Origin of the sequence: Chryseobacterium pennae (genome assembly GCF_003385515.1) — a bacterium.
Taxonomy (GTDB): domain Bacteria; phylum Bacteroidota; class Bacteroidia; order Flavobacteriales; family Weeksellaceae; genus Chryseobacterium; species Chryseobacterium pennae.
In genome coordinates this window covers 13,234-27,219 of record NZ_QNVT01000004.1, presented here as the reverse complement: position 1 = coordinate 27,219, position 13,986 = coordinate 13,234, and the positions used below count along the sequence as shown (strand labels likewise).

The following is a 13,986-nucleotide window of genomic DNA, read 5'->3' as shown; positions in this document are numbered from 1 at the left end:
TTACCAATTCGCTACAATGTCGTTAAAAATCTTGTTAATAATTCTCTCAGTCACAATTTTTACTTGCTGACTTTCGATATCACTCTGAGACAAGTTACTGTTAAAAGCAGCCTCATCCGTATAGGTTCTGTCAAAACTGGAATCCGGGTGTACTTTATTTTCATAGTGTACTTTTACAGTAATTGTAAGTCTATTCTGAGCCTGTTGTATTACTCCGCCAGACGGATTGGTCTGGGTATTGGAACTGATCGTAGTAGGCGAAATAGAGTAATCTGTAATCTCACCTTCTATCAGAATATCAGGATTTGATTTTGTTCCTTTCAATGTGGTTCTCTGTAAAAACCTGTTCTGAATATCTGTAGAGAACTGTTGTGACAATGCAGGGTTTACAAGAGGTGCATTGTTAGGAAACTCATTGATCTGGACGGTTTTCTCGTCTGTAAGAGATGATCCGGTAAAGCTGTAGCATGACTTTAATACTCCCAGCAGAGCAAGGAGCATCACTACCAAAAATGGCTGTTTCAGACGGATGTTTTTAATTTTAAAATTCATTTTTAGATCCAATTTCAGTGATTTCATCATACTCAATCTGTTGAATAGCATCTTCGTAAGCAAAATAATTAGCAGTATATGCTAATGGAATGGTAAGAAAAACCCCAATCCCACAAGCAAGAAACCCAATCTGAGCCAAAAGGCTTACTACAAATGAAAAAAGAAGAATTGCTATAAGATTCCCTTTAGTCATTACTTTTGAAATATTCCAGGCTGTTTTGATATCTTTAATTCCTTTAAGGCTGATTAATGGAACGATGTAGAATGCTTTCAGTGCAAAATAGTAGACCGCTACCATAATAAAAACTACATAAGGAATTATAAAAATCATTGCAAGTGGCCCAGCATCATTCCCATTATTAGACAATGCTCCTGTTAAAGCCAATACAATCACCAATGGAATGTAAATGAGTAAAACTCCTCCAAAAACAATTAACTGTAGAATAAAGTAAGGCATAAAGTCTTTAAAATCAAAAATATCTCCCGGGCTTGCTGGCTGATTTTTATTGATTTTATGAAGATATCTATACATATTACCCATTCCTAATAACCCGCAAAAAGGAATAATCGACATCACAACGCACACTAAAAATGCGGTAAATACGTTTCCGAAATCTTTCTTCAAAAGTTCGAATCCTTTGTTAATATATTCCCCGAATTTAAAATTAATCGGCTTTGGTTTTAAATTTATATCCATGATTGATTGCGCTTTTCTAATCTTCCAGATTATACTGTTTTATTTTTCTATATAAAGTTCTTTGTGAAATACCCAGCTCATCCGCTGCCCTGTTCCTTCTTCCTTTATGCTTTTCCAACGCTTTGATAATCAAATCTTTTTCGTTATTCTGAAGAGAAAGGGATTCTGGTCTGTTTTCCTCTACTTCAATGTCCTCAATATCTTCGTAACTGTCATCCGGGCTTGAAATAATGGTCGGGTTTTGTACTGCTGGCGCCTCATTATTCTCAAAATACAGCAATGATCCTGAGTTGATTTGTGGCTGAGCTTCAGGGGTATAAATTCTGTTAATCAGATTTTTTTCATGATTGCTGAGGTCTGCTGTTCCTCTGTTCTTTATTAATTCCGAAGTTAAGGATTTTAAATCATTAATATCATTCCGCATATCAAAGAGAATTTTATACATGATTTCTCTTTCACTTCCAAAATCATTTGGTTTTGGTGTACTCTGATTGCTGACCACCATTGGAAGATGGGTTTCCATCGGAATATATTCTGCAAGTTTTTCTGCAGTGATATTTCTGTTCCTTTCCACAACGGTCATCTGCTCAACAAGGTTTCTTAACTGACGGATATTCCCTGGGAAAGAGTAATTTTCTATATAATGAACGGCACTTTGCTCCAGTTCCAGTTCAGGCATTCTGTATTTTTCTGCAAAATCGATGGCAAATTTCCTGAACAACAGATGAGTATCTCCTTTTCTTTCTCTTAAAGGCGGCATATCAATCTGAACGGTATTCAAACGGTAATAGAGATCCTCACGGAACCTTCCGTCATGAATAGCCTTCATCATGTTGACATTGGTAGCTGCTACAATTCTTACATTGGTCTTTTGTACCTGTGAAGATCCTACCTTCATAAATTCACCGCTTTCCAGGACTCTTAAAAGACGAACCTGGGTCTGCAAAGGAAGCTCACCTACCTCATCCAAAAAGATTGTTCCGCCATCTGCCACCTCAAAATATCCTTTTCTGGTAGCTGTAGCTCCTGTAAAAGCTCCTTTTTCGTGTCCAAAAAGTTCTGAATCTATGGTTCCTTCAGGAATCGCTCCACAGTTGACTACAATATAAGGCTGGTGTTTTCTTCTGGATTCTGAATGAATGATCTTCGGAATAAATTCTTTTCCTACTCCGCTTTCTCCGATAACAAGGACGGAAATGTCTGTAGGTGCAACCTGTATCGATTTTTCCAGGGCTCTGTTGAGTGCCGGAAAATTCCCGATAATTCCGAAGCGGTTTTTTATGTTTTGTAGCTCGTTGCTCATAAGTAAATTTTTGATTATTGATTTAATGTTATTGTTCTACAGCTCTTCAATCTGCTTTCTGTAGACTTTGTTAAAATGATGTGTATAGCCATCTTTCATGGTCTTTCCCTCATCATACGTTTTTAAGGCTAACATTTTTAAATCCAAATAATCTTTGTTTCTGATTTTAGAAACTTTACTTTTAAAGTATATATTCTCGGCAAAGTCGTATTCTTTGCTTTGTTTTTCAAAATTTTCCAGGGCTTTATCATATTTTCCCTGTTCAAAATAGGTTACTCCAAGCTGGTAATGGTCAAACATTCCCTTTACATACCCTCTTGTAACCAGCAGTTTTTCAATAATTCCGACGGCCTTTCCCTTCTGTCCTAAAGCACTGTAGGACATAGCTTTCACTACATCCAGATTATAATCTCCGTTTTGTGATCTTCCTAGATCTTCGGGATAATATTTTTTAAGCTCTTCCAGATCCAGAACAGCTCCTTTATAGTCTCTTAAAAACTGAAATTTACACCATCCTCTATACCCCAAATGTTTTTTAGGATCTAAAGCAACGGCTTTATCGATCAATATTTTCCAGGATGCAAAATCTCCATTTTTGAGATAAGGCACTGCTTTCTCCATATAAGCATTGGAGAAGTCCGGACAAAGCTCAATCGCTCTGTCAAAACCTTCCTGAGATGCTCTGAACCCCTGTAAATCTGAAGCCTGATTATAAAGTTCACAAGCTTTTTTACAGTCCTCACCCTCTATTGCACTACAGTTGACCTGTGCAATAGTATTGGTGTACACGATAAGTAACAAAAAGCTAAGGTAATACCTCTGAAACTTGTCCATCTTCAATTTTATAGGTTAAATACTGATAGTAATCTATTTTTAAACCTTCTATCTTTTTTGGCCTCCAGCCATTCAATGATTTTGTAAACTTTAGCAGCTTATTTTCAAATTCTCCATCCAAAGCAACATCTTTCAAATCTGAATCCAGATGCTTTACTCTGAACAATCCTGCCTTTCCTTCACAATTTACTAAAAATCTCACGGTAATATATCCATTGATCTTTTTTTCTGAGGAAATATTTTCTTTTTTAAGCCTTTCTTCAATGGCAATCTTTTCTCCCTTATAATCAAACTGCTGGGATACATTATAATATTGAAAACTGAAAGGTTTGTCCTTTCCTGCTCCACATTTCTTAAAATCGGTTTCATCCAGTTTTTCATCAAAGGTAATATCACCTACAATATCAGGATATTTGCTCATGGTTTTCTCTGCCTGGCAGGAAAACAATGCAAAAGAAAACAGGGTAAAAAGAAAAGCCGCTTTCAAAAACTTAAATTTATTCTGTGATTCTTCCTAAAAGCGTACCCTGAGTGTTATCATACACAAAAACTTCCACAATGTCACCTATTTCCTGTCCTTCAAGTTTATCAAAGACACAAACGGCATTCTGGGAATTTCTTCCTTTCCATTGGTTTTCATTTTTTCTGGAAGTTCCCTCAATCAGAACCTTATGCATTCTTCCTACATAAGACTTCATTCTCATTCTGGAAAGCTCTCCCTGAAGGGCAATAATCTCTGCAAGACGTCTCTGTTTCACATCAGCAGGAATATTGTCTTCCATTTTCTTGTGGGCAGGGGTTCCCGGTCTTTCCGAATAAGCGAACATATACCCATAGTCATATTCCACTTCCTTCATCAGGCTTAATGTATCCTGATGATCTTCTTCTGTTTCATTACAGAATCCTACAATCATATCCTGAGAAAAGGCTACTTCCGGAACAATTTCCTTAGCTTTTCTGATCAGTTCAAGATATTCTTCACGGGTATGCTGTCTGTTCATTGCTTCAAGCATATTATTGCTTCCACTCTGAACAGGAAGGTGTACATATTTACAGATGTTATCGTGTTTTGCCATCGTTCTGAATACATCAAGGCTCATATCCTGAGGATTTGATGTAGAGAATCTGATTCTCATTTCAGGAACTGCTTTCGCTACTAAATCAAGTAATTGAGCGAAGTTTACTGCAGTTGCCTTCTGCATTTCAGATGCTTTTGCAAAGTCTTTTTTAGGACCACCCCCGTACCATAAATAAGAGTCTACATTCTGTCCTAAAAGGGTAATTTCTTTATACCCGTTATTGGCAAGGTCTTTACATTCCTCAATAATGGAATGTGGATCACGACTTCTTTCTCTACCTCTTGTAAAAGGAACAACGCAGAATGTACACATATTATCACAACCTCTGGTAATGGTAACAAAAGCTGTTACTCCGTTTCCGCCTAAACGAACCGGATTGATATCTGCATAGGTTTCCTCTTTGGAAAGAATTACATTGATGGCATCTCTACCATCATCAGTTTCCTTCAATAGATTAGGTAAATCTCTATAGGCATCCGGTCCTACTACAAGGTCAACCAGCTGTTCTTCTTCTAAAAATTTAGTTTTCAATCTTTCCGCCATACACCCAAGAACTCCTACCGTCATATTTGGTTTTTCTTTCTTAAGTTTTTTAAACTGGGCAAGACGCATTCTTACCGTCTGCTCAGCTTTTTCACGGATAGAGCATGTATTCAACAGGATCAGGTCAGCTTCTTCAACTTTCATTGTTGTATTATATCCCTGTTCGTTAAGAATGGAGGCAACAATTTCTGAATCAGAGAAGTTCATCTGACAGCCATAGCTTTCTAAAAACAGTTTTTTAGAGTTTTCAGGTCTTTCGGCAATAGCAAATGCTTCACCCTGTTTTGTCTCGTCTATATATTTTTCCTGCACGATAATCAATTTAAAGGTTCGGGATTAAAACACAGGGATTTGTTCCGTGAATTTTAAACTACGAACAGATGAGTCTGCAAAGATACAAAATATTGTGACAGAATGGCAGGAGGATTATTATGATCTGTTAAACTCATAAAAGATGTGATTTTCCTCTGCTTAATGAGTATTAATCTCCGTGATCAAAATGATCTGATGTAAAGTTAATTTTGATGATTTTCTTAGAAACTACAGGCTGTCCATCTTTAACTGCCGGCTTCCATTTTTTCTTTACTTTTTTAATCGCAAATTTCATATCATCAATAAACATTTCGCTGTTTTTTACTTTTGGCAACACATCAAGGTTCTCTATCTTACCACTTGTATTCACATCAAAAACAAAAACAAACTGTCCGTTTACTGCATATTTCCCCAAATCGATATAAGAATGAACCATTTGCAAAAACTCTTTAGCAAAAGCATCATCTCCTCCCGGAAATTCTGCATTTTGTGAAGTCATTACTTTTTCTTTGGGAGCTTGTGATTCCTGGGAATAACCCATAAATCCAAAAAACAGAAGTACAATTAAAATGGTTTGTTTCATAGTTATAGTCTGTCAATAATAAAAAAAGGTAGCTTGCCCAGAGAACAATCTATCATCCCTGATTTTACCTTAAAACAGTAAGAAAAATGATTGGTATTTATTCATGTGGAATTTACATGTCTATTGATAAGGAAGAAAAATTCATTTTCACTTTCATCTGAGATTTTACAGGTTGTCCGTTACAGGTTGCAGGCTTCCAACTTCTTTTGATTCTTCTTACTACATACTGCATATCATCAAAAAAAGCTTCGCTATGCAGAACTTTTGGATTACCAACGGCATCAATTACTTTCCCTGTTTCATCCATAATCAAAGTAAATGTAAAGTCCCCGCTCAGCGTATAAAAATCTGCATTCAGATAGGTATACATATATTTGCTCAGGATATCTTTGTATGCTGAAGCTCCTCCTTCGAAAGCAGCCGGTTTAAAATCATTACACTTTACAGCAACCTGCATAAAAGGTTCTTTGATGTCTATTTTAAAAAGATTTTTATTATTTTCTACAATAAAAGACTCATCTCTATCCTCAAGCTCCTGGGCAAAAACTAAGTTTGTAAAACAAAGAGCAAAAAATAAAAGTATCGTTTTCATAGCCTGATCTATTCATTAAATTAATAAACAAAGGTAAATATTTAAATGTCTTACAAAAAAGAAAAACTTCACACAATGTGTGAAGTTCTAAAAAAATGTTTTCTATAGTATTTGTTTAAAACATTTAGAATAATCTCTATAACAGCCCTTTAATATGTTTATAATTACTTTTCACTGTTTCAAGCACCTCATCCATTTTCCCACCCAACATTAGCTGAGCCATAGATTTGGTCATCCCCAACACCTGATCCAGTTCAATTTTCGGTGGTAGTGCCAATGCATTAGGATTTGTAAAGATATTAAGAAGATAGGGTCCGTCCTGGTCAAGACATTCCTTAATAGCATTTTCTACTTCTTCAGGCTTATGAACATTTTTTCCGGGATACCCCATCGCCTGAGCAACTAATGCAAAATCCGGGTTGATCATATCTGTTTCATTATCCGGCATTCCACCCACTTCCATTTCCAGTTTTACCATTCCCAGGGTTCTGTTATTGAATACGATCAGCTTTACCGGAAGTTTATACTGGAAAATAGTGGCCATATCTCCCAGCAGCATAGATAATCCTCCGTCCCCACACATCGCAATCACCTGTTTTTCTGGATGTGACAAGGATGCTCCAATAGCCATAGGCATTGCATTAGCCATTGATCCATGATTAAATGATCCCAACATCTTCCTTTCTCCGGTTCCTGTAATGAATCTTGCTCCCCAAACACAGCACATTCCTGTATCTACCGTAAAAATGGCATCTTTTTTAGCTAACTGATCTAATGTATGGGCAACATATTCCGGCTGAATGGCATCTTCTTTTCCTGAATCTCTTACATATTCAAGTTGGTTCTCTTTTACTTTATCATAAAACGCTAACTGCTCATTGAGAAAGTCGACATCTTTTTTCTCATTCAGCATTGGAAGTAAGGCCATAATGGTTTGTTTAACATCTCCTGTAAGCCCCAATTCAAGCTTTGCTCTTCTTCCCAGCCTTTCCGGGCTTTCATCAATCTGAACAATTTTATTTTTCACAGGCATAAACTTCTGATATGGGAAATCGGTTCCGAGAAGAATAACAAGATCTGCATCGTGCATGGCATGATAAGCTGAAGGAAATCCCAACAGCCCTGTCAGTCCGATTTCATTAGGATTATTAGGCTGAATAGCCATTTTTCCCCGAAATGAATATCCTACAGGTGCTTTTAATACTTGAGACAACTGTACAACCTCAACATTGGCTTCAGCGGCACCGATTCCACAATAAAGGGTAACTTTTTTACTTTCATTGATGAGAGTAGCCAAATTTTTCAACTCATCGTCCGATGGTCTGATTAATGGATTGGTCTTAAAGATCTGGGTGGAAGTTGTTGTTTCCTGTGCCTCCAATTCTGAAACATCACCCGGAAGACCTATCACTGCAACTCCCTTTTTGGAAATTGCATGTTGAATAGCAGTCTGAAATGTTCGCTGCACCTGTTCAGGCCTTGTGATCATTTGATTATAATAGCTGCAATCGTCAAAAAGCTTTATGGTATTAGTTTCCTGAAAATAATCCATGCCCATTTCATCACTGGGAATCGTAGAGGCAATTACCAGCATCGGAACATGAGATCTATGCGCTTCATATACCCCGTTAATCAGATGAACATGGCCGGGACCACAGCTTCCTGCGCATACCGCGAGCCCATCAAGTTCAGCTTCTGCGGCGGCGGCATAAGCTCCAACTTCTTCATGTCTTACATGAATCCATTGAATGCTGCTTTTCTTTACCGCAACATTTAGGTGATTGAGACTGTCCCCGGTAACTGCATAAATTCTTTTCACATTGGCATTTTCGAGCATTTCAACAATTTGCTCTGCTATATTTTTGGCCATAATTAATAGATTTGGTGTTGTTTTTCTGTAGTGTGATTAGGTTAAAAAGAACCTAAGCCTATCAAATTTAGCTAATTAATTGATAAACCCAGCCATCATAAATATTAAAAAACTTGTAAATTTTTCTTTAAATCTTAACTCAATGATTTTTATTTTAACGTAGCGGTCGCTAAGGTTTGTAATTTAGGTATGATGATTTTTAAGTCGTAAATATATTTTACTCAGTACCTTTGCAAACGTAGAATATAGGTTTCATATTATTTATCCGGCAGGCTTAGCATAAAAACAAAACGGCCATCCCAAAGGACAGCCGTTTATTTATTATTTTCTATTAACTTATATCACCACTTCAATCTGGTTTCTCAATAAATCTTCAAATTCATCTCTTTTACGGATGAGGTGGGCTTTTCCGTCAAGGAATAACACCTCAGCAGGTTTTAATCTTGAATTGAAATTTGAACTCATTTCAAAACCGTAAGCTCCTGCGTTGTGGAATGCAAGAATATCACCTTCTCTTACTTCGTGTAATTTTCTGTCCCATGCAAAAGTATCTGTTTCGCAGATGTTTCCTACTACCGTATAAATTCTTTCTGCACCTTTTGGATTAGACAAGTTTTCAATAGCGTGGTAAGAATCGTAAAACATTGGACGAATCAGGTGGTTAAATCCAGAGTTTACTCCAACGAAAACAGTAGCAGTAGTTTGCTTGATGACATTTGCTTTCACTAAAAGGTATCCGCTTTTTCCTACTAAGAACTTACCCGGTTCAAACCATAATTCGAATTTCCTTCCGGTTGTTTTTGAGAATTCGCCTAAAACTTTCTCTACTTTTCTCCCTAATGTTTTAACGTCTGTTTCTTCTTCATTGTCCTGATAAGGGATTTTGAAGCCACTTCCCATATCCAGATATTTCAGATTAGGGAAATGCTCAGAAAGTTCAAGCATGATATCCAGCGCCTGAAGGAAAACTTCAGGATCTTTGATCTCACTTCCTGTGTGCATGTGAAGTCCTTCAACGTTAAGGTTGGTACTTTTCATCACTCTTTCAATGTGACGAAGCTGATGGATAGAGATTCCAAACTTGCTGTCGATGTGACCTGTTGAAATTTTGTAGTTCCCTCCGGCAAAGATATGCGGGTTGATTCTTACAAAGATAGGGTAAGAATTTCCGTATTTATTCCCAAATTGTTCAAGAATGGAAATGTTATCAATGTTAATATGAACTCCGAAAGACATTGCTTCTTCTATTTCAGCCAAGTCAACACAATTGGGAGTAAACAATATTTTCTCTTTTGGAAATCCTGCTTTTAGCCCTAGTTTAACTTCATTAATAGATACACAATCCAAAGATGCACCCAGTTTCTTGACATATTTAAGGATATTGATATTCGTCAACGCCTTCGCCGCATAGAAGAACTTAGTATGTTTTAAAAAGGAAGACGTAAGCTTCTCGTATTGAATTTTGATGGATTCAGCATCATAAACATACACTGGTGTGCCAAACTCATTGGCAATCTTTAATAATTCTTGTGAATTCATAATTTGATTTTAACATAAAAAAAGGCAGATTCTTCAAAAAAAGAGTCTGCCACATTGATTATTTTTTATGCAAGACAACTCTTTTAAATATTCCAAACCTTAGAGAACTTAACAGCTCCCTTTTTTCCAGTTTTTATTTGTTTAAAATTTTGCATTGCTTCGATTTATTTTTTGCAAAAGTACTATTTATTTTTTATTTGAAGATAATTGATTTAAAAAGTATCTTCTTCCTAATCAAAATTTAACGTCTAAATTTCTTTATTATTTAGGCAAGGGTAATGTCTCAAAATCACCGCGCAAAAGGGCAAGCTGCAGTTCATTATTCAAATCTGCTGAAGACAACTGAAGATCAATTTTCAATTTGGCAAGCTTACTTAATGTCTGTATCTGTGTAAACAGCTCATAAAAACCAAAGGATATTACCTTTCCGTTTTCAATAATTAAAAATAGCTTCTCACCTAATTTTCTTCCGGTACCCAACCAAAGCTCGTTTCTTTTTCTAAACTCTATCTTCTGCTTTAACACTGCTACATCATTGTATTCTTCCTGAGCACCAATAAACTGAACGGCTTTTGTACCCTGAGTAAATGACCTGAATTTCAGAATTGCTTTTTCTGTTTTATTGAGTGTATTTTTTTCAACAACATATTTCTTGTTTCTGAAATAAAGTCCGAATGGCAGAACTTCTTTTTTCTTACTATTTTTAGAGTTCAGGATTAATTTGGCAATAATATCTGTTCCGGTAAGTTCAAAATTAATCTGTTCAGCATCCTTTTGAACCTGTTCCCATTTTTTTGATTTGGAATTGAATAACTTTTTTGAAAATTTATTGATATCCTGCACATAATCGGAAAAAATAATTCTTCCGGCTTCATCCTGAAAATAAACGAATCCTTTTTCATTCGGAAGATCCTGTGTAAGCACCTTAATCCTATTGATATAGGTCTTGGCATTGGTTTCATCATGTTGCTTCTGAATAATTTCATTTTCAGTATCCTTTGATACTAAAAGTTTAAACAGTTCCAGGGTTGCTCTGGCATCTCCATCAGCTCTGTGATGATTAGTCAAGGGGATTCCCAGTGACTTTACCAGCTTACCGAGAGAATAGCTCACTTCATCAGGAATCAGTTTTTTCGCTAACGGAATAGTATCTAAAGTATTGATTTTGAAATCATAACCAAGCCTTTTAAATGATTGACGAAGCATTCTGTAATCGAAATCAATATTGTGCCCCACCAATGTTGTATTTTGGGTAATTTCAATAACTCTTTTGGCTATTTCATGGAATTTCGGCGCTGTCTTCACCATTTTTGGTGTAATACTGGTCAGTTTCTGAACAAAAGGAGTAATATCTCCTTCCGGGTTGACAAGCGATATAAACTGATCTGTAATTTTCTGCCCATCATATCTGTAGATGGCAATATCTATAATGCATTCATTTCTATAACCTGCACCATTACTTTCTATGTCTATAATTGAATACATTGATTTTCCCTTTAACTGCTGTGTTTATTATTAAAAATTTTAACTCTTTCATCTGATATTCTTTTCCCGCCAGTGAAGATAACCTGCTAAAATAGTAAAAAATATATCAAAATAAGTTACCCAAAAAGCTTACCACTTAGTCACTAATATATAAAATTATTTCAATTTTTTGATTTTTGCGGTATAAGTTATTGCATTTCCAGTACTTCTATTCTTATTAAGTCCTCCTATAATTATCTCGTTATTTGGAGTGATTCCCATAGCACTGATATTTTCAAAGAAGTCATTGGGATTACCATCTTCCCTATCAGAAAACACGCCATCATTCTGGATACTGAAACTGGTATCTAAGGTACCATTGGTATTTACCCTTATTGTATATCCGTCATTATCTACAAATAACTTTCCGCGTTTTCCAGCCATCAGCAATTTATTATCACCCTGAACATTAATGTTATAAAAATGAGCATTTGAATCAGCAGAATTGTAAGCATATTCGAAAATCCCTCCATTTCCATAAGATGTATCCAAAGTCCCTGTTGAGTTATATTTTTCTACAAGCAGAGTCGTATTGAAGTTTTCTGTTTTCTCTGTAATGATATAAACATTATTCAGATTATCCAGAGCTACTTTTTTAAATATAAAATTAGTGTCAGGAGTATAAGGAATTTCCATAGTCCCTATAGTTCCGAAACTTCCTGAAGGATTGCCATCAAGATCATATTGTTTAATAATTTTTTTATCTGTTTTAAAATCAATGGTTACAATTCTCTGGCTGTTTACATCTGATTTGGTCAAATCAGCGTCATATGAACCATATTTCTGGATAACAGGGATATATTTGTTATTATTGGCAAAAGAATCATCAATAGTGCCATCTAAATTATATCTGCACATCACGGGGCTTGAAAATTGAGTACCATATGAGGAATAATACGCATACATTTTATTCTCGGCAGCAGAATAAATGATTTTATTAATATATCTCTGATCTGCTCCCGGTAAGTTTTTAAACTCGAAATTATCTATAATTTTTCCATTATCATCTAAAATAACACTATACCGTTGCGTATTGGTTCCATAGATAAAAACATTAGCCACCACTTTATTATTGGGTAACAGGTCGAATTCACTGGCAGCCATTCCGGTAAAGGTTCCATTATTTCCGAAAGACAGATCCGGGGTTCCGTTGTCCAGATATCTTTTCAGCTGATTCTGGTACAGTACATATATTTTACCATCCTGTCTTACTTTAATATTATTGATTTCTGTAGCATAAGAAGATCCACATTCTACAGGTAACATGGTCATACTACTGCCAAGCTTATTAAATTGAATATAATTCCCCGTAGCTTCCCTACAAAACAGATTACCATACATTGTCATTGGACTTGTAAAATTCCCTACAGGCAAAACATCAAATGCTCCTGCAACCAGATAATCATCGTAGTTACTCAAGTTATTAACGGCTGGTCCACTGGCAAATGTACTTCCGTCAGCATCGAACTCCCTGTATAAAACATCTTTGTATACTCCTGGCTTTTTATACCCTATAGCATAAATAATTTCCTGGCTACTGGCATTTACCTTAGCATCTACATCATTCACTACATCTTCTTTAGTTCCCTCATCATAAGTAACTTTTCCAGCTCCGCCAAAAGAAGTATCATAACTTCCGTCAGCATTAAGTTTTACCAATGCTGCATCAATATTGTTGACCATCCTTGTACAAGAGCCTCCCAGCATGATTTTGCCATTGTATAAAATCTTCATCACGTTGAGCTGGTCATTCCCGCCAAAAAAATCTATCGTTTTAATCCCGTTCGTTCCAAAAGAAGAATCATAAGTTCCGTCAGGATTCAGTCTTGCAATAAAAAAATCTGATTGCGCTCCATTGTTTGTAGTTCCTGCAATCAGCATTTTATCATCAGGAAGAATTTTGAGACTTTTAATTTCAGATTGTGTTCCAATCGGGTATAGCATGAATCCCTTTTGGTTAAAAGTTTTATCTACGTAACCGTTGGTGACATTATACCGAACAATTACGGCATTGACTCCGGCTTTACCTGCCACCCAGATTTTATTATTCTTGATATCAATGGTATTGGCTTCATCATTTCCTGTAAAATCTGTAATAACTTTAGAATCCCTGTTAAAGCTTGGAGAAACAACTAAAGCTCCAGTTCTTGCATGAATTTTTACCACTGCAAAGCTTTTCCTGTTTTTATCCTTTGAATAGCCCGCCAGATAAACATAACCCTTACTATACTTAATGGCATTGGCTCTTGAGCCTTCATCACCAATAGAGACCGCTATCTTATTATGATTTTTGTTGTTATAGTAAAAGAAACGGTCTTTATATACAAAACGACCTTCTGCATTAGGAAGAGATACATCCGTTACAGGGCCCGAATATCCTGCGGCAAAAACGGTATCATTAGTATATTCAATAGCATTCAGAATCTGTTTTTCGTTATCATTTTCAACATAGCTGAACTTTCCAAGACCAAAATTAGTTTCAAGAACTCCCTGTTGAGAAAAACCCAGCTGAAAGACCCCTGAAAAAAGAAGTAATAGTATATTTTTTTTCATTTTGT

12 protein-coding genes are annotated in these 13,986 nt (G+C 36.0%); all 12 read right to left on the bottom strand.

The annotated features are described in order from the left end of the window. The 12 genes from DRF65_RS05885 to DRF65_RS05830 all read right to left on the bottom strand — a co-directional run bounded on the left by DRF65_RS05885 (position 1) and on the right by DRF65_RS05830 (position 13,981). Complete coding sequence (locus tag DRF65_RS05885) at positions 1-552, bottom strand: LptE family protein (RefSeq protein WP_115970020.1); 552 nt, start codon at positions 550-552, stop codon at positions 1-3. Then, positions 542-1,249, bottom strand: a complete 708-nt coding sequence (locus DRF65_RS05880; RefSeq protein WP_115969708.1) for a hypothetical protein — start codon at positions 1,247-1,249, stop codon at positions 542-544. Before DRF65_RS05880 ends, DRF65_RS05885 begins: the two co-directional genes overlap by 11 nt. A 16-nt stretch (positions 1,250-1,265) precedes the next feature. Next, positions 1,266-2,552 carry a sigma-54 interaction domain-containing protein gene (locus tag DRF65_RS05875; RefSeq protein WP_115969707.1) on the bottom strand — a complete coding sequence of 429 codons (1,287 nt, stop codon included), beginning with the start codon at positions 2,550-2,552 and terminating at the stop codon, positions 1,266-1,268. Between the two features lie 36 nt (positions 2,553-2,588). Further along, positions 2,589-3,386, bottom strand: coding sequence for a tetratricopeptide repeat protein (locus DRF65_RS05870; RefSeq protein ID WP_115969706.1), 798 nt, complete (start codon positions 3,384-3,386; stop codon positions 2,589-2,591). Next, entirely contained in the window at positions 3,358-3,873 is a 516-nt protein-coding gene (locus DRF65_RS05865) for a hypothetical protein (protein WP_165852179.1), read from the bottom strand. The genes DRF65_RS05870 and DRF65_RS05865 overlap by 29 nt, the downstream gene beginning before the upstream one ends. A 10-nt stretch (positions 3,874-3,883) precedes the next feature. Beyond that, positions 3,884-5,320, bottom strand: a complete 1,437-nt coding sequence (gene miaB, locus DRF65_RS05860) for a tRNA (N6-isopentenyl adenosine(37)-C2)-methylthiotransferase MiaB (protein WP_115969702.1) — start codon at positions 5,318-5,320, stop codon at positions 3,884-3,886. 169 nt (positions 5,321-5,489) lie between these two features. After that, a complete protein-coding gene (locus DRF65_RS05855) occupies positions 5,490-5,903 on the bottom strand; it encodes an energy transducer TonB (protein ID WP_115969700.1) in 414 nt (137 codons plus the stop codon). A gap of 112 nt (positions 5,904-6,015) precedes the next feature. Beyond that, the gene (locus tag DRF65_RS05850) at positions 6,016-6,495 is read right to left on the bottom strand and encodes an energy transducer TonB (RefSeq protein ID WP_115969698.1); all 480 of its coding nucleotides are present in this window, start codon (positions 6,493-6,495) and stop codon (positions 6,016-6,018) included. Positions 6,496-6,631: 136 nt separating this feature from the next. Then, on the bottom strand, positions 6,632-8,365 hold the full coding sequence (locus tag DRF65_RS05845; RefSeq protein WP_115969696.1) for a thiamine pyrophosphate-dependent enzyme: 1,734 nt from the start codon (positions 8,363-8,365) through the stop codon (positions 6,632-6,634). Between the two features lie 336 nt (positions 8,366-8,701). After that, on the bottom strand, positions 8,702-9,904 hold the full coding sequence (lysA, locus tag DRF65_RS05840; protein ID WP_185148454.1) for a diaminopimelate decarboxylase: 1,203 nt from the start codon (positions 9,902-9,904) through the stop codon (positions 8,702-8,704). A 261-nt stretch (positions 9,905-10,165) separates the two neighbouring features. Further along, complete coding sequence (locus DRF65_RS05835; RefSeq protein WP_115969692.1) at positions 10,166-11,389, bottom strand: 3'-5' exonuclease; 1,224 nt, start codon at positions 11,387-11,389, stop codon at positions 10,166-10,168. A 156-nt stretch (positions 11,390-11,545) separates the two neighbouring features. Next, a complete protein-coding gene (locus tag DRF65_RS05830; protein ID WP_115969690.1) occupies positions 11,546-13,981 on the bottom strand; it encodes a delta-60 repeat domain-containing protein in 2,436 nt (811 codons plus the stop codon). Between the last annotated feature and the right edge of the window lie 5 nt (positions 13,982-13,986).